Raw genomic sequence first — 26,103 nt, 5'->3', positions numbered from 1 at the left:
TGAGTATAAAAAGCTATTTCGCTTCTCGTTCTCAAACCTTGATGGTGCCTAGACTATTCACTGGTACGTTTTTTCATCTTTTGATTAAGCCAGAAACCACTCAAAATCGTAAAAATCGGTGCTAAGATCGAGAAGAAAGTAAATGGTAGATATTGTAATGCGCTGACTTTCATCGTGCCCATAATAAAGGTACCACTAACTCCCCACGGAACGAGTGAATTAACGGTTGCTCCAGCATCTGCCAAAGTTCTGGTAAGATACTTTTTATTAACGCCCGCACGATCGAACGATCGCTTAAAGGTTTCGCCTGGTAAAATGATCGACAAGTACTGTTCGCCTACGATCAAATTGATCCCGATACAGCTTAATGCTGTAAAGCCAACCAAGCGAGAAGGCCGATCCATTTTTTCTCGCAATTCCTGAACAATCGTTTCCACAATCGTATATTTGATCAACAAGCCACCCAAAGCTAAAGCTAGAAGAATCAAGCTTGCTGAACCAAGCATACTAACAATTCCCCCTCTTGAAAGCAATTCATTGATTTTAGGGTCTGCTGTATGGGCAACATAGCCGTTCATTAAAATATTAGCTACTTTTGACATCGTTAAATGTGGTTGATTGATGAAGGAAAGAATGATCGCAGCAGTTGAACCAACTAGTAGTGTTGGAATCGCTGGAATTTTTTTAATCGCTCCACCAAACAAGATCACTAATGGGATCAACGTCCATGGAGAGATCCAGAAACCTGCTTTCATGTTTTGGATCATATCCGTGATCGCATGTAGATCCGCTGTGTGACTCCCATTCCCAAGAAAAACATAAAATAACATAGCAATTAAAAATGCTGGCAAATCAGTGTAACGCATTTGAGCGATATGCTCAAATAAGTTTACTTCTCCGATCCCTGCCGCCAAGTTCGTAGTATCAGATAACGGCGAACAATTATTTCCTAAAAAAGCTCCCGAAACAACTGCTCCTGTCGTCATCGCATCACTAAAACCTAAAATATGACCGATTCCTAAAAAAGCAATACCGATCGTCGAAATCGTTGTAAATGAGCTTCCAACAGTAATCCCGACGATTGCACAAACAAGAAAAGCAGTCGGTAAGAAAAATCGAACCGAGATCAATTGAAAACCATAAACCATGATCGTTGGAATCGTTCCAGATAAAATCCACGAAGCTACCAAAACACCAATCAACAGAAAAATCAAAATTGGGATGATCCCTGGAGTAATTCCTTTGACAATCCCATCATGAATCTCATCCCATGAGAAACCTCTAAACCGTCCGTAAAATAACAAACACATGAAAGCGATTAGTATAGGAATATGCGGAGACAATTGAAATCCAATAATCAGTATTCCTAATATCGCCAACAATATGAATAAAACTGCCATACTTTCTTTCACAGATATTTTTTTATTCATCGTATCTTCTCCTATTTTTTTACAAAAAAAGCCCTACCTAAAAAAAAGCGTTCTTTTGGTAGGACAACTGGTCATAGCATCATTTTTTTGTTTTAGCGGATAGACGATGCTAATGACGATTATTTTCTCAAATCCGCTGAACCTTATGATTAGCGTTATTTTCGCAAAGGTTCCCTGATTAAAAAGCATACATTTGGCAAACCATGCTGTAACAGACATGAGCTACTTCTGGAACACCGTTTGTTAGGAATAAGGGACTGTGACAAGATTTTTGTCATAGCCCCCTTCCCTATTTACATTTTTTACTTGCTTCTTATTTATTCTATTCTTTTAAACTCTTTTCTACTTCGCTTCCCCAAGAATCATTTTTAAAACGATTGATGATCAAAGGAATGACAAACATAACGATTGCAATAACTGCTACCAATAATGCATCCGTCAAGGTAGATGTTCCTAAAGTGGATACAACTACTGCAATGATAGAGAAAATCAACATGCAGCTAACTACCCAAGCCATTCCATTTCCTTTTTTACCAATTCGATAAGGACGTTCTAAATCTGGATGGCTTTTTCTCATTTTGATCAATGAAACAGCAATCAAAATATAGACGATACAATAAATAACAGTTGTAGCATTTGTTAATGTTAAGAATACAGCACTGACGTCATCCATTACGCCGTAAAGTAAAGCGAATAATGAAATAACGATTGATTGAGTTAATACGACATTACGAGAAACACCATATTCATTTTCTTTATGGAATCCAAATTTAGGTGGTAAGAAACCTTCACGTGCTACTTGGATAATCGTTTTAGATGGTCCAGTTACCCATGCAGATAATTGAAGTAACACACCGATAAACACCATAAAGCTGAAGATGTTCCCAATAATTGTTGGTAAGCCAAGGATTTGGCAATAAATCAAGATTGGTTGCGTAATGTTTGCTAATTCCATTTTTCCATTTGGTACAACATTGGCAACTAACATTGCATTGATCACGTTCAATAAAACAAGACCAATCAACGCAATAAAGACCCCTTTAGTGTAGTTTTTCGTTGCATCTTTTAAACGAGGCATGTAAACAGAACTCATTTCGATACCAACAAAAATAAATGTGATACCTGCAAGATATTTCAATGATTCACTATGTTGTAAATCTGGGAAAGCTTTTGACCAAGAAAAATCTCCTAAGTAACCATTAGATACTAGCCCCACTTTGAATGCGGCGAATAAACCAAGGACAAACATGATAACCACTGGGATATACACACCTAACCAAACGCCGATGTTCCCACCAACTTTGGCCATATCAAATTTCAAGTTCAAAATTGTAATGATCCAATAAATAACTAAAATACAACCTAATACAAATAAATGATTATTGCCTAATTCTACGTTCCCGAATGTATTTCCTAATAATGGACCTAATGTTGATGCAACCATAACCATCCCTGGGAACATTTGAACCCAAAGCAACCAGGCAACAACAAATCCCCATTTACTTCCTAAGGCAGTTTTGACCCATAATTGTGGTCCACCTTCTTGTGGAAGCATCGTAGAAAGCTCACCAGAAACCATCGAAATAGGACCGGCAAAAAACAGTACGGCAAAAATTGAATAAAAAATCAATGTCCAACCAACGGCTGCTAAAGTCGGAATACTCCGAACTGTCGCACACAAAGCCATCGTCAGACCGACAAAGGTCCCAAGACCCATTTTACTTACTTGTGATTTACTCACTGTTGACACGCTCCTTGTTTTTTTTGAATAAAAAAACGTTGTCTTCAAAGTAATCCCAAGTCGCAAGACAAAAGCCAAGAGGTTGTTCCCCACAACTTTTTTAGTATAAAAACGATGCTTAGTGACTGGATTTTATTAGTTATTATTTGCTAAAAAAGAAAAATCTGAAATAGTCTTGTGTTCCATTCGCTGTATTTGTATTGAAGCTTTTCGATCTTTCTCTTCATTCATACCAAATACCTAAAAGAGCGCAAGCTATTTCATTACAACCTCGGCTGTTTTGAACGGATTACTTGTATCGCTTCAAAGACAACCTGTAAAACAAAAAACACCTGAGCAGATAACAGAAGTGCTGAGCTCAGAAAAACCAGCAGAAGAATCTAAAAAATAACTTTTTGTATTTTAAAGATCCTTCAACTGTATTTTTCGATTGAGCTACCACCGTTTATTCGGTTTTATAGCATACAATAAAAGTGACTTCTACTTCTTATACTCAGAATGTTTTTTATTTTATTATTTTTCTTCGCTTGCTAGTAATTGATTTGCGTAGATTTTTTCTAATTTTTCTTGAAGAGCTGCTTTGATTTTTCCAGCATATTCTTCGAAGTTTTCTGCTTTATTCATGTATGGTGTCATTACACTTGCACGTAAAACAGTTACTTTTCCTGCACGGTTCCATTCTTCATCTGAGAAACCTAATTGGTTCACAAATTGTAATGGGCTGTTGCCATAATCTGGAATAGCAAAGTCAGTGTGTGATGTCAAGAATTCATTACCATAGATGCTACCTTTAACGTATGAAGAGTAGTCATAAACGTCATGATTCAATTTGTTCATTGCAACTAGATCGTCGTTGCCTTTTTCTTTAAATACATAGTCAACCATATTGAAATCTGGGTAAGTTAATGGATGTACTTCGATTTCTTTATCGCCAACTTTAAATGATAAATCTTGTAAGAAGTTATAGAAACGATGTGCTCCTTCGATTGAAGCTCCCATCAATTTACCATAACCAGTTACATTAAGTGGTAAGACATGATGTGCAGCCCAAACACTAGCAGCAGTTGCTCCTGCTTTTGAACCTTCTAAAATGTATGCACCAAGTAATGCTGGGATATCTGCGCCTTTTTCAAACACGTAAGTAGCAAAGTAAGAAATAACGTCGCGCATACGTACGTCTTTGATGACGATCCCACCAGCTGAGTAAGGAACATAACCCATTTTATGTGGATCAATTGTTACAGATTCTGCTTCTTCAATTGCTTTGAAGGCACTGTGTACATCTTCTAAGATATAATCTTTGTTTTCTGTAAATACATGATGTTTTGCATGAACATCTTTTAATTCTTCAAATGGAATAAAGTTATTTTCTTCGTCTAAGAAAATGGAACGACCATAACCGCCGTAAGCAGCATCAACATGCAAGTAGAAGTAAATACCATCTTTTTCTAATACTCGACGTAATGCAACGATTTTATCGATACCGTCAATGGCTCCTTCTTCTGTCGAACCAACAACACCGACTACACCCAAGATTGGTGTTTTTTCAGCTGCTAGTTGACGAACGATTTTTTCAAGTTCGTTGATATCCATTCGATAGTTGTGATCAACTGGTACAGGGATTACTTGATCTAACCCGATACCGATGATATCAGCTGCTTTTAGCCATGAATAATGTTTCGTTTGTGGTACTAACCATTTTCCTAATTGTTGTAAATGTTTTCCGCTACGTGCAGAATGTGCTTTGATGTCATCAATTTTTTCTGGAACACTATCTAACAAGTCCATGATTTCTTTTGTAGACATGTTCATCAATTCCCAGTCACTTTTTCCTGAGACTAATTCAGGTGCAACTTCTTTCATTGCAAGTGGAAGTGATTTGATGTTACGTGCATACCAAAGACCTTCTAAGTTAGCTAAAGAACCATCAGCAACGATGTGTCCCCAGCCATCTTTATAGCCCATTAATTTCGCAAACTCTAGTCCTACTTCTTCTTCCATTTGACTTGTTGCTGGAGAAGATTCGTAAGCAACGTTGTTACCATTCCATAGCATTGCGAAATTATATGCTAGTAAAGATGGCATTAATGTTTCAGAGTTCATATGACCCCAATAACGTCCAGCTGTATGCCATGGTACTGAGTGAGTACGCATACGAGCTGAGATTTCAGATAAAACATCTTTTGTTTTATTGACTGTGTGCTCAAAACTTGCACTACTTTGTTCTTCTGGTGTAATAACTGGCATGTCTTGTGGCATGTAGTTTTGTCGCCAGCCTAAATGTTCATCTACTAAATCGTTCAACAAATCTTTATAGAGTTGGCCGTTCTCCGCTTTGTCTCCGATAAATAGTGCATTTAGGTTTAATTCATTTGACAATGATTCCATGTGAAACCCTCCTAAAAAATATTTAAATTTTGTCGAGCCCTACATTACACCTGTTTTTTATTTCTGTAAACTAAATCACAAGCGGTTTTTTAATCATTTTGTAATATTTATCAATTGTGCGAATTGTTTACACATTTAAAAAAATTAAAAAAAACGAGGGAATTTACAAAAGTAAATTCCCTCGTAAAGATTGTATTAACGAGATCCCACGTCACCCTTTTAGGTTGGGTTTCAAAATTGGAATCTTGTAATAGAGTTGACCATTTTCAAGCCAAAAAATTACTAAATTCTAATCAACTACTTTGGCCAAAAAGTAATTTTTCTTACCCTTTCGAATAACCACAAACTTACCATCAAATTCCTTCGATGGATCTATGACAAAATTTAAATCGGTAACACGGTCACCGTTAATACTTATAGCTCCGTTTGAAACATCTTCACGCGCTTGACGTTTTGATGGTTCAATTTTTGTGGAAACCAATAATTCCACGATATTTTCAGGTTTACTTGAAATTTCAACGTTTGGCATTTTACCAAATCCTTGAGCGATCTCAGCTGCATTTAATTCTTTGATGTTTCCAGAGAACAATGCTTCTGTTATTTTTTGTGCTTCTTTCAAGTCTTCTTCACTATGAACGAATCTCGTCACTTCTTCTGCTAAACGTCGTTGTGCTTCACGTTTTTCAGGTTCAGTTTCAACTTTTTTCGCCAAATCTTCAATTTCTTCTTGTGATAAGAAAGTAAAGAATTTCAAGTATTTCACAACATCTCGGTCATCTTGGTTCAACCAGAATTGGTAGAACTCAAATGGTGATGTTTTCTCAGGATCTAACCAGATAGCGCCACCGGCAGTTTTACCAAATTTTGTCCCATCCGCTTTTAACATCAATGGGATCGTTAAACCGAATGCTTCTGCTTCTGGTCCTTCTAATTTACGGATTAAGTCTAATCCAGCTGTGATGTTCCCCCATTGATCAGCACCACCGATTTGTAGTTGAACATCATATGTTTTGTGTAAGTGTAAAAAGTCAATTGATTGCAAGATTTGGTAAGTAAATTCTGTAAATGAGATACCGACTTCCAAACGACTTGCTACGATATCTTTCGCTAACATCGTGTTAATATTGAAGTTTTTACCGTAATCACGTAAAAATTCAAGTAATGAGATTTTTGATAACCAATCGTAGTTATTTACAAACGTGATGTTTGCATCTTTCCCAAATAATTTTCTCATTTGGTTAGATAAAGCATCAACATTATGTTGGACTTGTTCCATTGTTTGTAAGACACGTTCTGTCTTACGGCCACTTGGGTCTCCAATTGTACCTGTTCCGCCACCGATCAGAATGTATGGATGATGTCCTGCCAATTGAAATCTTTTCATCATCATAAATGGAATCAAATGTCCGATGTGCATAGAATCCCCAGTTGGGTCAACTCCGCAATATAGTGAAATACTCTTTTCGTCAACAAGTTCACGAAGTCTTTCTTCATTCGTTTGTTGGTTAATGGCATCACGCCAAGTTAATTCGTCGATAATATTCATGTTAAATCCCTCCGTATCATTTTATTGTGAAAGCAGGAACCTGCTATCATTCATACTAATTAAAATCAATAAAAAAAATCCCTTGGTTAACTAACCAAGGGACGAAATCTCGCGGTACCACCCATTTTATATGTTTCATTCAAAACATATCACTCAAACATTTAACGCTGTCACGTGACAAATCAATGCCAAAGGCTCCTAAAATGTAATTCGTCTTAAAGCTTGTACTAGTTCTCAGCAACCACTAGCTCTCTGAAACATTGGCTTTAATAACTACTGCGTTTTGATCATTGCCTGTTATCAAGTTAATATGTGTCTATCATAGAACGCTATTTTTTCTTTGTCAATAAAAAAGATAAAATTTCTTTCTATACTTCTTCAACAATGGAATAAAACAGTAAAATCCGAACATTCTTTTTTTAAAATTATTTGCATCCAATTACCTAAAATAACTCATTGATCCCTTTATTTCATCCATTTTTTCTAAGATGAATGATCCATTCAATGGCGCTCATTTGACCATCAAATGAAAATTTTAAAAATTTTTGAAGCTTAAGAAAATTTTATAAACTAGTATTTATCAACGACAAATTTACTTCTTTTATTTTATTATTTTAACGTTTTCAATCATCTAAGCGATCAAATACCTCTTTCTCTCACCCTAATTAATGTTATTATTTCCCATTCAATCGAAGGTATAAAGGCATCAATTCCTGCATACCATCTAAAATCAACTTTTCAGCATCTTTTAATTCATTCGGATAAAAATAAAGCTTACCAAGTTGGAAGGTTTTATCCTCCATTGCTTTTTTTAATTCGATTTGTTTTTGCTTATCCGTCAAATAGGTGGCTAACGGCAGGTGATCCACCAGTTCATGTTCTGGTTGCGGCCAAATATAATACTCTTCAACTGAGATGTGCTTACTCCATTCCTTTAAAACCGTTAGTAGATGATTGAAGGACGAAATACTTCCTTGGCGTTCTTCACTTTTATAATGTTGAAACATCAAATAGATTTGAAATTGTTTTTTATTTAGCAAAGTAGCTAAACAAGCATTTTCCTGTTGGCGTCCTTCACTACGGTACGCACACCAAAAATGGCTTCTGAGATTCCAACCATTCGTCCAACTTTCGATTTTTGGTTTTCTCATCTGCCATTGCAAGGGGGTTGCTTTTGCCACTTGTTCATTCATTTTTTTCCACTTTTGCCAGTGTGTTTGATACCTCACCTTAAGCTGTACTAATTCTTCAGTAGTATAACTTTCTTTTAGCTGCTTAAAGGTATACATCGAACGATCAAACAATTCATAATCACTAGTTAATAAATCCATTCCGCCACTTCTTTCTTAACGATTTCCCTATCCTACATTGTAAAGACTATCAATGAGAGAAACAATAAAAATAGCAAGAAAAGAGTGAGCATGGAATTATTTCGGTGAAAATACTCGATAATCATCTTCCTTTATCATTTAGATCTTGTTTTGCTTGTGTAATTGGTTGTCTATTAACTGGATTCTGCTTTGTTGTCCCATTTTTCTGTACTTTGTCTTTTAATTGAGCTTTTTGTCGCTGTCCATTCCCTTGTTCTAATTCCATATGCTTTTCCAGAGAGGCGATCAGCTTATCTGTATATTCTATATCTTGTTTTACCAATCCTTTAAAACTATTAATCAAAGGCATCATTTTGGCAACCAGAAGTTGTGATTGACTCTGAGTAGTGTTTTCCAGTTGAACATTCAAATTTAAAAAACGCTCTCTTTCCTTGCTCACATCTTTCTTTAACTTTTCAAGACTTTTTGTTCCTAGAAGTTTTTTTCCTAATGCTAACTCAGCTTTTTGAGCGTCAATTTCTTTTTTCAACATATATTTTTGTAACCAATTCACACCTTTTGCTAATTTTTCTTCGTTTTTGTTCATACTATCCTGCAATTTATCGATTCGTTGAGTCAAATGAACTTTCATATTTTCCTGATCACGTGGTTCTACGTCTAATTTTTTTGCATGATTTAAATAATTTAATCGATTCATCCGTTCTTTTTTCAAATAAGAAACTCGAGCATACTGCTTTTGTCTTTGCTTATCTAACTCTAGGATCGTTTTATATGTATGTAAAAATTCCTTATCCAATAGCATGGGAATTTCCATCTTTATACTCTTTTTTTTATTTCCATTTACCTCAGTTAATTGGTAAATCTTGGCATTTTTTTTAGATACTACTTCTTGTTCAACAAGCTGATAAATTTTTTCTTTTGTTTTAACCTCTTTTGCTTTTGGTAGTATTGACATTTTTTTACTCCTTATCATTTAGTAATCGAGATATTTCGAAAACGAATGCGTTGTGCCTAAACTTAGACGAAACGCATTTGGACAAACGAAACTTTCCAAACATATTACTAATTACGTGAATCGTGTTCAGGCGTTGATCTTTGTTGTTTCTCTGGTTGGCTTTGTGGCTGCGTAACTCCTTCTATCAGAGTATATAATTCACGTGGACCATTTGTTTTTTGTTCATCATTTCTTTTCATTTCGGCTTGTACTTTATTCTGATATTCATGTAACTCCGCATTTAGTACTTGTGGGCGATAATTCTTGATATTTTCAAATCTCTGCTGTGTCTCTAAGAATTTTTTTTCGGTCGTATAAATTGAGCGAGCAAGTTCGCCTAATAGCGGTGCCACGTACGGAAATAGACTGGCTGATACTTTATTATTTAAATCTATAAAACCTTTCTTCACCATACTAAATTGTTCATTCATATTCAAATCAGAATATTCTTTCGTTATTTTATTTATCCATTTCTTCTTTATCTTTTTACTATCAACCTCCCCACTCAAACTATAGCCTTTCCCATAAAGTGATGATAGATCAGACTCTAGTTTACCTTTTATAAGCTTTTGTTCATTTTCCAATGAACGCTTCTCTTTTTCCAATGCTCCTATTTCACCTGTAAAATAACTTAAAAATCTTCTAAACGGTGAAGCTTTGATCTTATCGATTTCATCAGTCTTCTCCTTGATTAGTACTGGTATTGCATTTAACCGATCCAATTTGTTATCCATGTTGTTTTTTTCACTAGTGTAGCTAGTCAATTCTACGCCTATCTCTTCTTCCAACGACTGAATTTTTATTTTTATTTTGTCTTCATCACTCTCTAAATTGTTTTGCATACTAATTACTGACCTCATGTCTTTATTTAGTTCAAAACACTTTTGTACTTCATTTTTAGGAACAACTAATGATTCCTTATATGAACCAAAAGAATATTCGCTCATTAGACGTAGATCTGATTTTTCGTGTTTTTTCAACAGGTTTTGTTTGTTTTGTTCAATTGACGCAATTTTAGCTTGGTCGTTAGTGACATACGCTGCTATACATTCCTTTTTATATTTCTTAAATTTATCTTCCTGTTCCATTTCTAAACTAGATACTGTCGCATTTTTATTTTTGTTATTTAAATCCCCCATATCTGCTTATCTCCTTTATTACTTTAGTGTGTTAAGAATAACACGCGCGACAACTGTTATTTCTCCGACATTTTCTCAGTTTGGAAATTTTTGTTTTAAAATTGTTTATCCTTTGTTTTTTTGATTTGAAAGCATATTCTCATAAGTGTTCTGGAATAGAAAAAAACTGACTTTTGTTCCCATTTTTACTGGTTAAAAAGTCAGCTATATAAATATTTTGTTATTTATGATTCTATATTAGTTAATAAAGTTTCAAAGAAAATAGCACTAGAAGCTGCTCCGGGATCGATATGGCCAATGGCTCTTTCCCCTAGATAAGAGGCACGTCCTTTTTTGGCTACTAAATCTTTTGTATGTTCCTTCGCTTCTTCAATCACTTCTTCTGTTAATCGATTATTCTTCAAGGCTTCAGTAACAGGTAACCAGACATCTAGCATCGTTTTCTCTTCTGCTTCTGCTTTCCCCCTAGCTTGAATCCCATTTTTTCCTTCTTCAATGATTTTCCCTAATTGTTCTTGTAATGTAATCACATCAATGTCTTTTGTAGCCTTCATCATATTCATAAAGGCAGAACCATATAATGGTCCAGAAGCACCTCCAACTTTTGAGATCATTGCCATCGAAAGAACCTTGAACGTGTCACTGATCGTTTTCGGTTGTTCTTTTTGAAACGCTTCTTGATAAGCCGTCATCCCTCGCCCCATATTATTGCCATGATCGCCATCACCGATCGGCGTGTCGAGCTCACTCAGATAACTTTTATTTTCATCGATTTTCTCTGTAAAATCCGTTAACCACGCTTGAATTTCTTTGACCGTTAGTTCCATTATTCTCCCACCTTCTACCACGAAATTGTGTGAACTTCACTTTCCAATGCTTCCTGCCATTTCTTAGTTGTTAGGTCAATCATCGTCAGAGATAATCCTTGCATGTCTAAAGAAGTCATAAAATCACCGACTTTATGAAATGTCACTTTGACTGCTTCTTGATCGAGTAATGATTGGACATCATTCATAAAAACAAAGAGTTCCATCAATGGCGTGCCACCCATCCCATTAACTAGCACTCCAACTTCTTTTGGTTTCTCTGGGTAGTCAGCTAAAATTTTTGTTACTAATTCTTCAGCTAATACTTTAGCAGGTTGCAACTTTTCTCTACGATAACCAGGCTCGCCATGGATCCCTACTCCGTATTCGATCTCATCTTCGGCTAATTCAAATCCTGGCTTTCCTACTTCAGGAACCGTGGCCGCACGCAATGCCACACCAATCGTCTTGATCGCTGGAACTAGTCTATCTCCTAGTTCCTTCAATTCTTGCAAGTATGCACCTTTCCTAGCGGCATCCCCTAAGATTTTATGCACAAGAACTGTTCCAGCCACTCCACGTTTTCCAGCAGTATATGTGCTATTTTCCACCGCAATGTCATCATCCACTACAACACTTTCTACTTCAATCCCTTCCATAGCCGCCATTTCTTTAGCCATGTCAAAATTGAGTACATCTCCTGTATAATTCTTGATGATCAATAAAACGCCTTTTCCTTGATCCGCTTCTTTGATAGCTATCTGAATCTGATCAGGTGTCGGCGAAGTAAAAACATCTCCTAAAACTGCAGCACTCAACATCCCAGCACCAACAAAACCTGCATGCGCTGGTTCATGACCACTTCCTCCCCCAGAAACCAAGCCAACTTGTTCTACTTGATCATTTTTTGCTACTACTCGAGAATCAGCTACTTGGTGAATCATTTCTGGATAACTTATCACTAAACCAGACAACATTTCTTCTACGATCGTACTAGGATTATTCATGATTTTTTTCATTTCACGTCCACCCTTTCTTTCCCGCATTCTGTGCTTCCGTTAGTATTTGTTGAGGATCATCCGTGATACCTGCTGTGATCGCTCCAGCAAAAGCCCCTTCAACAAGTGGCGCATCTACAAGGTAGTATTTCTTTTGTTGGTCTTCATCCAACATTTCCTTGGCCATTTCAGCGTTCAAAACCGCACTCCCGATATCCGCAAACACAAAATACATGGCGGAATCAGCTGATTGGTTGATCGCATCGATGATTTTCATCGGATCAGAACCAATTCTTCCCTCTACTCCTCCTAAGGAAAAAAGTAACACATCTTCTGATTGTTGCATCTGTTCAATCATTTCTTTGAGTCCATCCGTTAACTGTTGACTATGGGAAACAAGTAAGATACTTTTTTTCATGCCATTTCTCCTTCTTCCTTTTGTGGTCACGTCAAGTTTGCGCTTTCATTCTTTTGATCATCAACTACATTCTTTTGCATAGTTCCAGTATATAATAGAATGTCCATTTTTTGGAAATGATGCGCTGTAATTGACTAGCTAATTCCAATTGCGACTTAAGAAATAAATTTTGATATACTATTTTTAAAGAAAGGAGTGATCAAATGATCATTACAACAACAAACAACGTGGAAAATAAAGAAGTAACAGCATATAAAGGCATTGTTTTTGGTGAAGTCATTACTGGAATCAACGTATTAAAAGATATCGGGGCAGGATTTCGCAATGTTTTTGGCGGACGTTCAAAAAGCTACGAGGATGAATTGCTTGCTGCACGTGAAGAGGCCTTAGCAGAAATGCAAGAGCGTGCTCGATCATTAGGTGCAGATGCAGTCATTGGGATGAAAATGGATTATGAAGTATTGGGGAGCGATAACGGAATGCTAATGGTCACCTGTAGTGGGACAGCGGTGACAATAAACTAGTTCAGACATGAGGTTGTGAAAAGAGCGTCTTGACCTGAGCGCTCACTAAGTAAAAACTGCGACGAGTAATCGCAGGAGCATTAAGGATGAAAATCTCGAAACAGCTCCTCATGTTTTGAGATTTTTTGACTTATCGCCGAAGGTCAGCTCTTTGAACACCGTGAATCAGAGGTCGTGAAAACATCGGGTAGCTCTGATGACAATAAGAAAGAATTTTTTGAAACAGCTTCTCATGTTTTGAAAAATTCAGGCTTATTTCAAGGAGCTGATGTTTGAACACCGTTTAGCAAGAGGCTGTGAAAGAAGCGTTCAGCTTCGAGCGAATAAGCGATGATTTTTTAAAATAGCTCCTCATATTTTAGAAAATCATCGCTTATTGTTGAGGAGTTGCTTCTTGAACGCCGTTTAGCAAGAGGCTGTGAAAAGAGCGTCTTGACCTAAGCGTTAAGGATGAAAATCTCGAAACAGCTCCTCATGTTTTGAGATTTTTTGACTTATCGCCGAAGGTCAGCTCTTTGAACGCCGTTTATTCGTTTTTAGAGATACTAGAAGAGACTGAGATAGAACTCTCACTTAAAAAACATTCCGAACCTGTTCTACCAATACACTGATTCAAAAAACAGATTGATATAAAATAAGGTGTTTCCTAAAAAATATACGTAAAAACGTTAAATTTTAGGGAACACCTATGCTCTTTTTTCCTAAATTTAATTGATTATCCAAGTAAGATACTGCTATCTAATTATTTATGTACGTTGCTCTTTTCATCAATGGATTATTTTCTGCTTTACTATCTATGATTGCTGGCATTTCACCATCCGATTATCCTCTTGAAGTTCGATTCGTTTTATTGCTATTTTGCATTTGATCTTGTTTATCACCTCGGTTGTTGAGCTTTTCTACCCGCTGTTGAGCATTCTCTTTTAATTGGTTTATCTCTTGCTTTCTCACTAGAAGCTCTTCTTTAAATTTTTCATGTTTTCCTTTCCAACCTTGTACATTTCTTTCCAGGTCCTCAACCTTTTGCTCCATGATGTTTAATTTTCCACTAATTTTCAAGTTGTTCTCTTCTGTGTTTACTAACATCTCGTAGTCCCTTTGTCTTCACTTCAACAACATCGTACTCTGCTGACAGTTCACTAAGTTTCGCTTTAGGAACGTTAATTTCACTTTTCACCTGATCACAGACAGCTATATTCTTATCTAAATTCCCAGTGACCATTTTTTCTAAGTTACCCTTCTGATTAATATCTTCAATCAGTTGATTATTCGTATTTTTAATATCCTCAGTAACTGTTTTTACATCTTGTGTTAATTTAGTTTTTTCTCCTGTAAAGATGTTAAACAACTTCCGTACAAAAGGATTGTTGGAATCAGTGACGGCTTGGTTCTTAGTAACGAGATCCGTATCTTGTTTTTTTAATCTCGTATTTACCTCCCCAATAGATGTATCTACCTCACCTATTTCAGCTATTTGTTAATCGTCTTTTTGAACAGGCGATAGTTTTTGCTCTATTTGGCTAATCTTATCTTTAAATTGGGATTCAAATTTATTTACCTTTTTCTCTAAATCATCAATTAGAGGATTATCGAGTTGTTCTGATGCTGCAGCCATTCTCTCCAGAGTTTTTTGTTGTGCTGATTTTATATTGTCTACTTTTTTTATGTCTTTAGAAACTTTTTCTTTAATTCTTTTATTGTTCTCTAATGCATTATTGTATTGTTTTTGTGAACCTTCAAAAGCTTTTTGATTCGGTATAGTTTTCTCATCTGTAAACTTTTTTTGCTTCTTTAAAATTTCCCTTTAGAGTTTCTAACTCCTGATCGCTGTACCGTGCGGTTGATGGTACTTGAGTAACTTTTTTTATCGTGACTTTCCATATTTCATTTCACTCCTCTGTTTTTCGTACTAACATATGTAATACAAGAGTATCAGGAGTTTATTCATGTTATTTACTAATAATTTTTTTGTTTGAGAATTTTGACGATGCCTTGCTAAGTTACTATGCCCTTGAATGTTTTTTACTATTAAGCTTCTGACCATTTTGCATGTTTAGTGAGTCCGGTTGATCCAAGTATATAGTAGCTTTTTGTTGTGCTTGATTAATCTTTTTACGGATTTTTTGAGGTTTCTTCGAGTTGTCGTTAATTAGTTTTCGGGCTTCAAGTTGTAGTGGTTCTATTCCATCCTTTAGCGTTGTCACCTTCCTAATGATTTCAGCATATACTTTCATTGCATAAGGTTTAACTGCTTTTACTTTTTCCTTTTGTACTTTATCTAACTCTTCTTTGAACATTTTTATTTCTTTTTCTAAGCCTTTTTTTACTTGTTTTGCAATTTCATCTGTAGATTCTATTGTCTTAAAACATTCCTTAAGATTATTCGGAAAGCGTGCCTTAAGTTCTTCTGGAAAACGTTCCCCAAGTTTTTCCTGAAAGCGTTCCTCAAGTTTTGCCTCAAAGCGTTTCTTAAATTCTGCCTCCCAATCCTTAGTTTTCAAGGTTGTTTGCTGTATGGGGTTCCTTGGTTGCTCTTTTTTTCCAGTAAAAAAATTAAGCAAGCGTTTGAAGAATGACGGTTTCTCACCAACTTTACTACTTAAGCTATCTACTAGATTGTTATTTACGGGTTCTAAGGAAGATGTCTTCAATTTACTAAGCTGATTCTTTCTTTCTTTTTTTATTTCTTTTTTTATTCCTTCTTTTATTTCTTTTATTTCTTCGATTTCTTCTTCTACTTCTTCTTCGATTTCTTCTTTTATGTCTTCTTCTGTTTCTTTTTTTATTTCTTTTAGTTCCTTAATAACATCCCTATTTGGAAACAAGTCTTTTATAATATTTTTTACTCTAGTCTCTGATTCCTTGATTTGTTGATCTATTTCCTCCTTTTGCTTCCGTGCGTTAGGACCAAACTCCTCAGGTTCTGGATCTCGCTTACTATCGTCAATTTCACTTTTTGGTTTTGTTTCCTGTTTTATTTCCTGTTTCTTTGGTTTGGAAGGCATCACTTTATATTCTTTTAAAAATTCATCCACCATTTCAGCGTGTTTATTTTCTGCAGCTACATGGATAATCTTCGCAACCTTAAACTCATCTGAAAAAGGTTGATATGTTTCCATATGATCCAATACCTGCCATGCATCATTAACTTTATTTTGTTGTAGGTCAATTTCTTTTATAGCTTTATCCATCGCTTTTTTCTTTTCAGCTTCTGCGGCTACTTCTGCAGCTGATTGCTGAGTTATTCCTTCCTGAAAAACTGGCCTTCCCATTCTTATTTCACTCCTTCGTTATATTGATAAATTAAGCGTAACATGACAATAAAAACTTTATTTTTTAATAATTTCTTTGTTTGGAAATTTTTAAAAAAGTTTCATTCTTCTAGAATAAAAAGACACTTCATCGCACCCTTAAAAATTCTGCGAGATCAAACTAACGTTTTTTTGAAACAAGTAGTATTTAGTATCCTCTATCTGTACTTACTCGTCAGCATTTACCAATCGTTGACTTCACCTCCGAAAGCAAACAAAAAATCAAGAAGATCAAAAGCAATTTTTGCTTTTCCATTCTTGATTTTAATGCCAATCCTATATTTTTCTTATTTACAGATTCAAAAGATGCTCCTTCAATAACAGACCACTTTTTTCTTCAGAAATCTCTTGTATCACTTGATACGTATATCATATCTTAGTAAAACATCAGGCAAGATACCGCCACATATTAGAGAGTACAAAATTTTATTCTCTATAATGTATGTACTTCTCTGCCAATTGATTGATTCGTTTGGTTATGTACTTGTTGAGATTGCCGGTTGCGATTTTTGTTATTTTTTAACAACTCCTTATTCCAAGCATTCGTTACCAATATTCTAGGATTTTGATAATCAACAGATTTTTTCTGTGACTGATCCACTTTTTCTGAAGGTTCCTTATCTTTAAGTTCCAGCATCACCCAAAAACCCAATTGTTCTTTTATCTTTGGCTGTTGCTCCTTAATAAATTTTAAACTTTTCTTTATTTGAGCAGCTAGTTCATTATTAATCTTTGGTTGTTCTTCTCCTGTTGGATATTTATTTTTCAGCTGTTTCAACTGGCTTTTTAAATCTGCCAATTCATTGTTAACATGATCAACTTCCTTTTTCGCCTTGATAAAAATTCTCTCAGCCTGCTCATTCTTTTCTGTTTCAATCCTTTTTCGCTCAATGAGTTCCTTTATTTTATCCTTAAAAGTTGTCGATAACCCGCTTTTTTTGGCAGTGTACTTTTCTCTAGCTTTTATATGTTTTTTAGTAAATCGACTAAGAAATCGTTTTACTCTCGGCTGATCGCTATTAATTATTTTTTTCGTTGATTTTTCCCAATCCTTATGTATCTTCGTAATTTCTTGGGTAATATTTTTCACAGAATGAGTTGCCTTATCACGCTCTTGTATCGTTAAGTCATATAATTGTTTAAAGTCACTGGAAAAGATATTTTGAACTTTCATATCTAATTCGGTGCTTTTATGGACTAAATATTGATACAAACTAGGAGCATTTAATTCTTCAATACGTACATTTTTATTTCCCAATTCAGCCGAAAGTTGATTGGTAAAGATATTTTCTCTTTCATTCAAATGTTTGCTTTTAGCATTTTGTTCCCTTCTTTCATTTGTTTGATTTACTGTTTCGATTACTGTTTGATCTATCGCTTTGCTTATCAGACGAATAAATCCTTGTTGATCTTTACTTTGTTCTTGCTTACGGTATTCGTCTATTTTTTGCAGATTTTGTGTTATACCTCCCACGGTACCTTTAACTTCTTCTAAATTCTTCTGTAAATTTTCTATTTTTTTCGTTAAAGCTTCCCTATTTACCTCTTTTGGTATATTTTCCTTTACTATTTCATAATTCTGATTTAAATCATTCAAAGTGGATCCTATATTTGCACACTTTTCTTTCCACCCCTCAAATATTTCATTACTAGAGAAAACTTCATTAAGGATATTCTCATTTCTTGTGTAAACTGTTTGTGCTTCTTCTATTTTAGAAATCATAGTATTAATTGTAGCTTTTTTTGTATCTAACTCTGTTCGTAATTCAGCCTGTTCCTTAGTAAAAAAATTAATGATTTTTCTAAAGAACGACTGATCAATCGCTTTAATTTTCGAGTCTATTTGTTCAGCATCTGATTGTAGAGATAACTTTTCAACATAGCTATCCAAAAAATTTTTTTTGGCTTCATCACGTTCTCTTATACTATTTAAGATATTTTTAGTTTCTTCGTCTAGTTTAGATAACTTTGTATGTGCTTCTTCCTTTTTACTTTCTAACGGGCTTAATTTGTCGATAACTTCAGTTTCTACTGTCTCATAAAGAGAAGAATCTTTTTGTTTAAAAAATTCTCGTTCTTCATCTACTGCTAAACTACCTTCTTGGACTATTGATTGAGTTTCTTGCTTACTTTCTGGTATCCTCGCTTCTTCATTATTAGGAGAATGTTTTATTTTTGCACGTTCTCTTTTATCTTGAATTTCTCCATTTGTTTCTTCCATAATATGTAAATCCCACTTTGCTTTTAAGTAGTCATTCTCTACTTTTCTTGCTTTATCATTATGAGGATGGGTTGAATAAGCGTCATAAATTGAGAAGAGCTGTGCTTTTAATTTTTTTTGCGCCTTCAATTCTTCACGACTATATTCCTTATCTGTTGCTTTAATTGGGTGTCTTAGCATCATTGCTAACTTTTCCTCTTCTTTTTCATGAATACGAGCTGCGTTTTTATAATTTTCTCCGTGAGGATAGGTAGCGTGACTATCCATTGTTTTATAGGCGTTCTCTACTATTTTTTTTTGCTTATCAATCTCTGCTTTTGTAAATCCTCTACCTTCTGCTATTTCTGTCATTAGATCCCCTTCTCTTATTTGATTAATAATCTGAATGTAACACAAATGTAGAGTTTTTTTAGCCAAAAATTTCTAAATAACAGATTTTTTGTTCTATGCTAATGATATTTATTCCTAGCGACTTTCTTTGTTGATGAGAATCGCTGAATCAATAACTGTTTTTTATCTTTATCTCCTCATCATTAACTACAAATATTATTTTTTCCTTCATAAAAAATATCATTCATTTGTTTTTTTGGAACAATCTTCGATGTTGAATATTTAGAATATTATTTAGCAAGTAAAAAGGATGTGATTTTTCGCCTCATCAAGCAAAAAATCACATCCATATCATGTTAGAACATCTTTTTCATTCACTTTTCCAACGATCCTTTTCAAAAATTATCTTTTAGAACAAGGATATTCGCTGAATCAGCATGAGTTTCATTCACTATTACTTCGCCAAACGGTAGATGGCATCTGCATAAATGGCAGTTGCTCTGAAAAGATCATCCAGACTCATAAATTCGTTGGCTTGGTGCATTGTATCTGTATAGCCTGGGAACATTGCGCCGTAAGCTACACCACGTTTCAATAGTCGGCCATAGGTTCCGCCGCCAATGATTTGTTCATAGCCTTTTTCGCCTGTATGGTCTTCATAAACTTGCAATAAAGTTGCTACCAATGGATCTTCCATTGGTACATAGTGAGGTTCCATGACACGTGCGCCACGAGTAACTGTTGCTCCTTCTGCTTTCATCGTTGTTGCAATGTCATTTTCTAAGCCGTCAACGGTAACCCCTTTTGGAAAACGGAAGTTCATGTTGATATAGTTATCTTCTTCTGACCCATTTTCTTTAAAGGCAAACAATCCAGCGTTCATGGTCAATTTACCCATTTTTTCGTCTTCATGGGCAACCCCTAATTTTTCTCCATAAAAATCTTCATGGACATAGGCTGCTGCTACATGGATGAATTGTTTAGCAGAACCGATAAATTCATAATCGTCTAAGAATAATGCTAAGAATGAACCGGCATTGATCCCTGATTGAGGACTTGCACCATGTGCGCCCTTTCCGATCAATTCGATTTTCACATAGGTATTATCCGCTTCGATCGAACCACTTACTGGGTTTGCTTCAACAAAACGATAAAAAGCTTCTTCCATTTGGATCGCAGCTTCCGCACTTGGTACTTCAAGAGTCGCTGTTGCTGTTCCAGGCACCATGTTTTCACGTAACCCTGAAGTAAATGTCTTCAAGACATAATCTCCTGCGTTATCTCCTTGGAAACGTAGTGCGAAAGAAACATTTCCTTTTTCACCATTGATGATTGGAAATTCTGCATCTGGAGAAAATCCAAAGTCAGGTTCTTCTTCATGTTCAAAGTAGTAAGCCATGTCTGCCCAACCACTTTCTTCATCGCTACCAACTACAAAACGAACTTTTTTGGATAATTCCAAGTCAAGATCTTTGATGATCTTCATGGCATAGTAAGCAGCCATGCTTGGTCCTTTATCATCACTAGAACCACGAGCAAAGATTTTCCCATCTTTGATTACTGGTTCATAAGGATCTGTATCCCAACCATCCCCTGCTGGTACTACGTCCATATGACCAAAAATACCTAAAGTTTCATCGCCTTCACCAAGATCAATATGTCCTGCATAGTTATCAACATTTTTTACGACAAACCCATCACGTTCGCCATAAGCCAACATATGTTTTAGCGCATCTCGAGGTCCAGGTCCAAAAGGTGCATCAGGAGTTACTTTTGAATCATCCCGTTCACTGTTCACACGTAAAAGATTTTTTAAATCTTCAAGTAGTTCTTCTTTACGTGCTTCTACTTCTTTTTGCCAATCGATTGTCATAAAATCAATCCTCCACTCATTAAGTCTACCTGTCCATCATACCATAAATCCTGCCAAAAAAACGTGCAAAAAAATTTGTGGTTCCTTAGCCAAACGGTATTTTATTTAAAAATACTCAGTTATAATACAAGAAAGGAGGCGGAGAAATTGTTAATAGATAGCGATTTATTACAAAAAGTAATTCAACCACGCCCAGAAAAGTCACATAAAGGAACATTCGGTCGTACTGTCTTGATTGGCGGTAACCATCAATTTGGTGGTGCGATCATCATGAGTGCACTAGCGGCTGTACACAGTGGCGCAGGATTAACGACTGTTGCTACAGACCAGCGGAATCAAGCACCGCTTCACACCCATTTACCTGAAGCAATGTGCATCGACTGGCAAGAAAAAGAACAACTGTTAGCAGTGATGGACACGGCAGACGTTCTATTGATTGGTCCAGGATTAGGGGACTCCTCATTGAGTTTAGAATTATTAGCATTCACTTTAGCACATCAAAAAAGCCATCAGTGGTTAGTGATGGACGGTTCAGCATTAACATTATTCGCTAAAGAAAATCTAACCCTCCATTTTCCCGAGCAAACCGTCATGACTCCTCATCAAATGGAATGGCAAAGAGTAAGCTCACTTAAGATCGAGGAACAAACACCTGAGAACAACCGCAAGCAGCAAGCCAAATTAGGCGCAACGATTGTTTTAAAAAGTCATCGAACCACGATCTACGGGCAACAAGAATGTTATCAAAATACTACTGGCTCTGCCGCAATGGCCACTGGAGGTACTGGTGATACATTAGCTGGTATGATCACTGGATTCTTGGCACAATTCCCTAAAAACGATGAAACAATCGCAGCAGCTGTCTACCTGCATAGTTTTATTGGGGATCAACTGGCAAAAAAACAATATGTTGTTTTACCGACACAAATCAGTCAAGCAATCCCTCAATGGATGCACTATTTTAGTCAGAAAAAAGATGGAAACAAGGAGTTCTAATGATGGAAAAATTTACTGGATACACGCGTGAGCCGTTTTACTATGAAACCGATCAAATGGGGATCATCCACCACAGCAACTATATCCGTTGGATGGAAGAATCTCGTGTTGCTTTATTGGATCATTTAGGTTTCAGCTATACAAAAATTGAAAAACTAGGGGTGATCATCCCTGTTTTAGAAGTCACTTGCCAGTACAAAGAAATGATTCGTTATGGTGAAACTGTTCGTATTTTGCCTAAAATCGAACAATATAGTGGAACAAGATTAAATTTTAGTTATGAAATCTACGGTTTAGATGACGGAAAATTACGAACAACTGGCTCTAGCAAACATTGTTTTTTACTCGCTGACAATCAGAAGTTAACCAAACTTGAACGGGTAAATCCTGCATTAGATCGCTTATTCCACGAGTATGCACAGTTGGATAGCTGAAGAATAGTATTTACCTCTTGTATTTTTTAGGATTTCCATTACGGATTTTCTTAAAAAAAATCAAAAAAGCTGCCTTTTTTCTTGTGTTGGCTTGATTCATCCGTATAATAAAATAAAAAGCAGGTGATCATCATGTATGTTGTGAAAGTATTGCACGGTTACATTGATAAAACAGGCTGCCGCACAAGAGAAAAAAATCCAGATAACTTATTGATTTTCAAAGAAAAAAAAGCATCAGAAGCTTTTGCTAAATCGATCGGAGGGCGTGTCAAACAACTGCACGAAGTACGCCCTGATTGAAATAAAACCTCAATCATTAGTTAGTCAACATGGTTGAGGTTTTTGCTTGTCCAAAAAATTTCTTTAAAAAACGAGCTTACCAAAAAGAGTGATCCTTTTGGTAGGCTCGTTTTTCTTACTATTTTCTCTCTTCTATCTTGAGAGGGTTAGTTTGTCACCAGTTAATTGAATATTAACAGCATCTACTATTTTTCCTTCTTTTGACAAAACAGCAATATTTATGCCCGCTTTATTTCTTGCAACATTTATATCACCCACTTTTATCGCAGCAAACTGTTGGTCAGCATACGGTGTAAAACTTGAAGATACTGAGATCTCTTTCCCATTGATTTCTTGGCTAACAGAATTATAGTTCTTTGTCTGTGAAAATTCAGGATTTTTTCCTAACAGACGGATACCCGAAAAATTCCAAGAACTTTCTGAATCCCCATTTTTAAACTCAGGGAACAGCTTACGGATCTCTTCAGCTAACTGTTGGTTCATTTGTGTCTTGTCTCCTGCACCTGCCATCACAATCAAATGATCAGTTTGACTTAATGCTTCAAAATAGGCGTTAGCATTCCAAATACTCATCCATTTTGGATCTCCCTGTTGATAGATTGTTTCCCAAGCCTCTTTTGGTACTGAATGAATGGACTCTAAACCAAAATATTTTGCATTCGCTCGATTGACTTGTTTCGTTATATCCGTTTTTACGTGGGATAGTCCTCCCGAGTAAGCAGTATGACCAGTTTGATTATAAATCGTAAAGTTGGCAATCACCGGATTCAAATTCCCTTGTTTTTTTTGCTCTCTGACGTAATGGTATTGTTGATTGATCTCTCTATAAGAAAGTGCGATGTCATTGACTCCTAAAGCAAAAGTAAATAGAAATTGGGTAATCAATACGCCACTAATCACCCCATAAAACGCTCCCTGGGTAGATTTCAACACTTTATCTGGCCATTCAAACGCCATCGCCATAATGATAAATAAAACACCACCAAAAAATGATCTTCCCCAATCAAGTCCAGCTGGTGAAAGAGATAATACATAGATCGTGGCTATCCCTGCAAAGAGATAGATATAGGATAGTCTCAACCATTCTTTGTGTTTACTAAAGAAAATTCCCAACACGATCAGAATCGCCATCAACACAAAAAGAGCTAAACTATTTTCATATAGCGTTTTTGTGATTGAAAAAACGCCCGAATACAATTTCCGAGGTAAAGACCACTGGCTACGAGCAAAATAAGTAGCTCGAACAGCATTTCCAGGGGCTGTTACCATCATGAATAAGCCAAAAATTGCTCCTAACAATCCTGTGAACATCCATGGTCGTAAAGGCTTTTTCTTTTGATAATAAAAATAGAGGTAGCCAAGAACAATCAAGATCATCCCACCAGAAGTGTTTTCATTACACCAGCCAGCTAAGATTCCTAAAATGAGTAGCAATATGCTATTTACTATAGGATTAAAAGACAATTCTTGCTCTTTCTCATAATAGCGGTGGTAAAGAAATAGGAAACTGACAACGATGATACCTCCCCATAAATAGTTAGCAGCACCAGTTTCCCATAAAATTGTTTGACCGAAAGCTGGGACAAATAACCATAAAAATACATTAATTAAAAAATATTTGAAGGAATAAAACGTAGTATTATCTTTTGTGGTCATTTTATAAATCAATAATGTCAATAAAACATAGATCAGTGGATTGACCAAATTAAATACTGTTTTAGGCATCAACAAAAACAAACGTGCAATGATATGGACAACGGATCTTCCCGTCCAGGTCATATATTGTGTGTATTCATCATGTAAAATAGACGAAAAACTACTTGTTTTATACATATACTCAATATCATCCGCAATTAACGGTGTTAAAAAATTTAAAACAGCCATGATAACATAGGCAGAAATAAGAACTAAAATTTTTTTATTATTGCGGATAGTCTCTTTTATTTGTTTCACTTCGCTCCTACTTTCTTCTTAAATTTTGCTATAAAAAGGGTTCCTGTGATTCACAAAGAAAATTATAGCATTTTTTGATTCAACTTACATTCTTACTTTTGTATTCGACTGCCACATAGATCAAATAAGGAAAAAACCATCAGTAATCATGAATGCGTGTTATGTACGAATAATCAAAGGACTAACCCTATTCTCCGCCCCTGAAAAAGGGAGATAAAGACCAAGCACCTGACCTGTTCGTTATTCGAAATAAGACAGCATAAGCAAGATTATCGTAATAGCAAGAGGTCGTGAAAACATCGGGTAGCTCTGATGACAATAAGAAAGAATTTTTTGAAACAGCTTCTCATGTTTTGAAAAATTCAGGCTTATTTCAAGGAGCTGATGTTTGAACACCGTTTAGCAAGAGGCTGTGAAAGAAGCGTTCAGCTCCGAGCGAATAAGAGAGGATTTTTTAAAATAGCTCCTCATATTTTAGAAAATCATCGCTTATTGTTGAGGAGTTGCTTCTTGAACACCGTTTATTCGTTTTTAGAGATACCAGCGACTGAGGCAAGTTTTGGTTCAGTCCCCTCTCGTTAAAGATACTAAATAAGAGATAACCTTCTATTTTTGAAAAAGTTTGGGCCAATTCTGAGACAAAAGAAAAACCCCGCTCGATAAAAGCGGGGTATGCGTTGGTTTAACAACGTTTACTTGATTATTTAGCTAAAGCATCTTTAGCTTGGTCAGCTAATGCAGTAAATGCTGCTGCATCGTGGACAGCTAAGTCGGCTAACATTTTACGGTTGATGTCGATTTCAGCTAATTTCAAACCGTGCATCAATTTTGAGTAGCTTAAGCCATTCATACGTGCTGCTGTGTTGATACGAGCAATCCACAATTTACGGAAGTCGCGTTTCTTTTGACGACAAGACAACTTATTAAAAAGAATTTAATTTTAATATCGTTGCTCCATTCCACTTAATTTAGGGGTATTCAATCAAAATAAACAGGCATAGGATAACGTTGATTTTTATTTAGAAAATAAACAAACAGAAATTAAATAACAAATATACTTGGTTTAATGAATGAAATGTCGTTTATTTTTAGGAATTAAATCTATCAACAAGATTGCTGAAGGGTAATGTTTTTGCATATATTCCATTGCACCTAATACGTGTGCATCTTCAGAAGCATACAATTCTCCCTTCAATTGAGCCATATCTATTACAATACTTCCGCTCAGGAAATTAACAGCATCTGAAAATTCTGTATCTCCATGATAATCATCATAAAAATAGGCAAGCTGTTCACACGTAACTACGCCATCTATGGAAAGTTCTAGCATCGTACGTTTAATATTCATAATTTTTTCTACTAATCTTTAA

23 protein-coding genes and 1 other annotated feature are annotated in these 26,103 nt (G+C 35.7%); of the genes, 4 read left to right on the top strand and 19 right to left on the bottom strand.

The window, feature by feature from the left end:
* Positions 1-53: 53 nt before the first annotated feature.
* From nhaC to dhaM, 10 genes are all read right to left on the bottom strand, one after another.
* Positions 54-1,430, bottom strand: a complete 1,377-nt coding sequence (gene nhaC, locus IGL28_RS01330) for a Na+/H+ antiporter NhaC (protein WP_081128227.1) — start codon at positions 1,428-1,430, stop codon at positions 54-56.
* A 322-nt stretch (positions 1,431-1,752) separates the two neighbouring features.
* Entirely contained in the window at positions 1,753-3,171 is a 1,419-nt protein-coding gene (gene tyrP / locus IGL28_RS01325) for a tyrosine-tyramine antiporter (RefSeq protein WP_010720263.1), read from the bottom strand.
* 513 nt (positions 3,172-3,684) lie between these two features.
* A complete protein-coding gene (tdc, locus tag IGL28_RS01320) occupies positions 3,685-5,559 on the bottom strand; it encodes a tyrosine decarboxylase (protein ID WP_081128229.1) in 1,875 nt (624 codons plus the stop codon).
* Between the two features lie 289 nt (positions 5,560-5,848).
* The gene (gene tyrS, locus IGL28_RS01315) at positions 5,849-7,105 is read right to left on the bottom strand and encodes a tyrosine--tRNA ligase (protein ID WP_010736915.1); all 1,257 of its coding nucleotides are present in this window, start codon (positions 7,103-7,105) and stop codon (positions 5,849-5,851) included.
* 94 nt (positions 7,106-7,199) lie between these two features.
* Positions 7,200-7,405: a binding site (T-box leader), on the bottom strand.
* Positions 7,406-7,779: 374 nt separating this feature from the next.
* A complete protein-coding gene (locus tag IGL28_RS01310; RefSeq protein ID WP_081128230.1) occupies positions 7,780-8,436 on the bottom strand; it encodes an HI_0552 family protein in 657 nt (218 codons plus the stop codon).
* A gap of 121 nt (positions 8,437-8,557) precedes the next feature.
* Entirely contained in the window at positions 8,558-9,391 is an 834-nt protein-coding gene (locus IGL28_RS01305) for a hypothetical protein (RefSeq protein ID WP_081128232.1), read from the bottom strand.
* Between the two features lie 107 nt (positions 9,392-9,498).
* Entirely contained in the window at positions 9,499-10,569 is a 1,071-nt protein-coding gene (locus IGL28_RS01300; RefSeq protein WP_081128233.1) for a hypothetical protein, read from the bottom strand.
* 224 nt (positions 10,570-10,793) lie between these two features.
* Positions 10,794-11,396, bottom strand: coding sequence for a dihydroxyacetone kinase subunit DhaL (dhaL, locus tag IGL28_RS01295; RefSeq protein WP_081128235.1), 603 nt, complete (start codon positions 11,394-11,396; stop codon positions 10,794-10,796).
* A 14-nt stretch (positions 11,397-11,410) separates the two neighbouring features.
* Entirely contained in the window at positions 11,411-12,394 is a 984-nt protein-coding gene (dhaK, locus tag IGL28_RS01290) for a dihydroxyacetone kinase subunit DhaK (RefSeq protein WP_081128236.1), read from the bottom strand.
* Between the two features lies 1 nt (position 12,395).
* Entirely contained in the window at positions 12,396-12,791 is a 396-nt protein-coding gene (dhaM, locus tag IGL28_RS01285) for a dihydroxyacetone kinase phosphoryl donor subunit DhaM (RefSeq protein WP_010736909.1), read from the bottom strand.
* Positions 12,792-12,994: 203 nt separating this feature from the next.
* Between dhaM and IGL28_RS01280 the strand changes: the two genes are divergently transcribed.
* Positions 12,995-13,315, top strand: coding sequence for a putative heavy metal-binding protein (locus IGL28_RS01280; protein ID WP_010720273.1), 321 nt, complete (start codon positions 12,995-12,997; stop codon positions 13,313-13,315).
* Between the two features lie 822 nt (positions 13,316-14,137).
* Here IGL28_RS01280 and IGL28_RS01275 read toward each other — a convergent pair.
* From IGL28_RS01275 to pepV, 6 genes are all read right to left on the bottom strand, one after another.
* Positions 14,138-14,374, bottom strand: a complete 237-nt coding sequence (locus tag IGL28_RS01275) for a hypothetical protein (protein ID WP_232088550.1) — start codon at positions 14,372-14,374, stop codon at positions 14,138-14,140.
* A complete protein-coding gene (locus tag IGL28_RS01270) occupies positions 14,364-14,663 on the bottom strand; it encodes a hypothetical protein (RefSeq protein WP_232088549.1) in 300 nt (99 codons plus the stop codon). The genes IGL28_RS01275 and IGL28_RS01270 overlap by 11 nt, the downstream gene beginning before the upstream one ends.
* 129 nt (positions 14,664-14,792) lie before the next feature.
* Entirely contained in the window at positions 14,793-14,930 is a 138-nt protein-coding gene (locus tag IGL28_RS01265; RefSeq protein ID WP_161298804.1) for a hypothetical protein, read from the bottom strand.
* 388 nt (positions 14,931-15,318) lie between these two features.
* Positions 15,319-16,587, bottom strand: coding sequence for a hypothetical protein (locus tag IGL28_RS01260; RefSeq protein ID WP_081204161.1), 1,269 nt, complete (start codon positions 16,585-16,587; stop codon positions 15,319-15,321).
* 472 nt (positions 16,588-17,059) lie between these two features.
* Positions 17,060-19,198: a hypothetical protein gene (locus IGL28_RS01255; RefSeq protein WP_081128240.1), complete on the bottom strand. Its 2,139-nt coding sequence runs from the start codon at positions 19,196-19,198 to the stop codon at positions 17,060-17,062.
* A 433-nt stretch (positions 19,199-19,631) separates the two neighbouring features.
* A complete protein-coding gene (gene pepV, locus IGL28_RS01250; protein WP_010736907.1) occupies positions 19,632-21,050 on the bottom strand; it encodes a dipeptidase PepV in 1,419 nt (472 codons plus the stop codon).
* 147 nt (positions 21,051-21,197) lie between these two features.
* Here pepV and IGL28_RS01245 point away from each other — a divergent pair, with 147 nt between their 5' ends.
* The 3 genes from IGL28_RS01245 (at position 21,198) to IGL28_RS01235 (ending at position 22,780) form a co-directional block, all read left to right on the top strand.
* On the top strand, positions 21,198-22,046 hold the full coding sequence (locus IGL28_RS01245) for an NAD(P)H-hydrate dehydratase (RefSeq protein WP_081128241.1): 849 nt from the start codon (positions 21,198-21,200) through the stop codon (positions 22,044-22,046).
* 2 nt (positions 22,047-22,048) lie between these two features.
* On the top strand, positions 22,049-22,480 hold the full coding sequence (locus tag IGL28_RS01240; protein ID WP_034699323.1) for an acyl-CoA thioesterase: 432 nt from the start codon (positions 22,049-22,051) through the stop codon (positions 22,478-22,480).
* Positions 22,481-22,612: 132 nt separating this feature from the next.
* A complete protein-coding gene (locus IGL28_RS01235) occupies positions 22,613-22,780 on the top strand; it encodes a hypothetical protein (RefSeq protein WP_010720280.1) in 168 nt (55 codons plus the stop codon).
* 132 nt (positions 22,781-22,912) lie between these two features.
* Here IGL28_RS01235 and IGL28_RS01230 read toward each other — a convergent pair whose 3' ends face one another.
* From IGL28_RS01230 to IGL28_RS01220, 3 genes are all read right to left on the bottom strand, one after another.
* A complete protein-coding gene (locus IGL28_RS01230) occupies positions 22,913-24,733 on the bottom strand; it encodes a DUF3329 domain-containing protein (protein ID WP_081128243.1) in 1,821 nt (606 codons plus the stop codon).
* A 700-nt stretch (positions 24,734-25,433) separates the two neighbouring features.
* Complete coding sequence (gene rplT, locus IGL28_RS01225; protein ID WP_438843970.1) at positions 25,434-25,667, bottom strand: 50S ribosomal protein L20; 234 nt, start codon at positions 25,665-25,667, stop codon at positions 25,434-25,436.
* A gap of 129 nt (positions 25,668-25,796) precedes the next feature.
* Complete coding sequence (locus IGL28_RS01220; RefSeq protein WP_081128245.1) at positions 25,797-26,081, bottom strand: hypothetical protein; 285 nt, start codon at positions 26,079-26,081, stop codon at positions 25,797-25,799.
* Positions 26,082-26,103 lie beyond the last annotated feature (22 nt).

It is taken from the genome of Enterococcus sp. AZ077 (assembly GCF_051714965.1).
GTDB classification, from domain to species: Bacteria; Bacillota; Bacilli; order Lactobacillales; family Enterococcaceae; genus Enterococcus_B; species Enterococcus_B hirae.
This window is presented reverse-complemented; position numbering and strand designations above follow the sequence as displayed.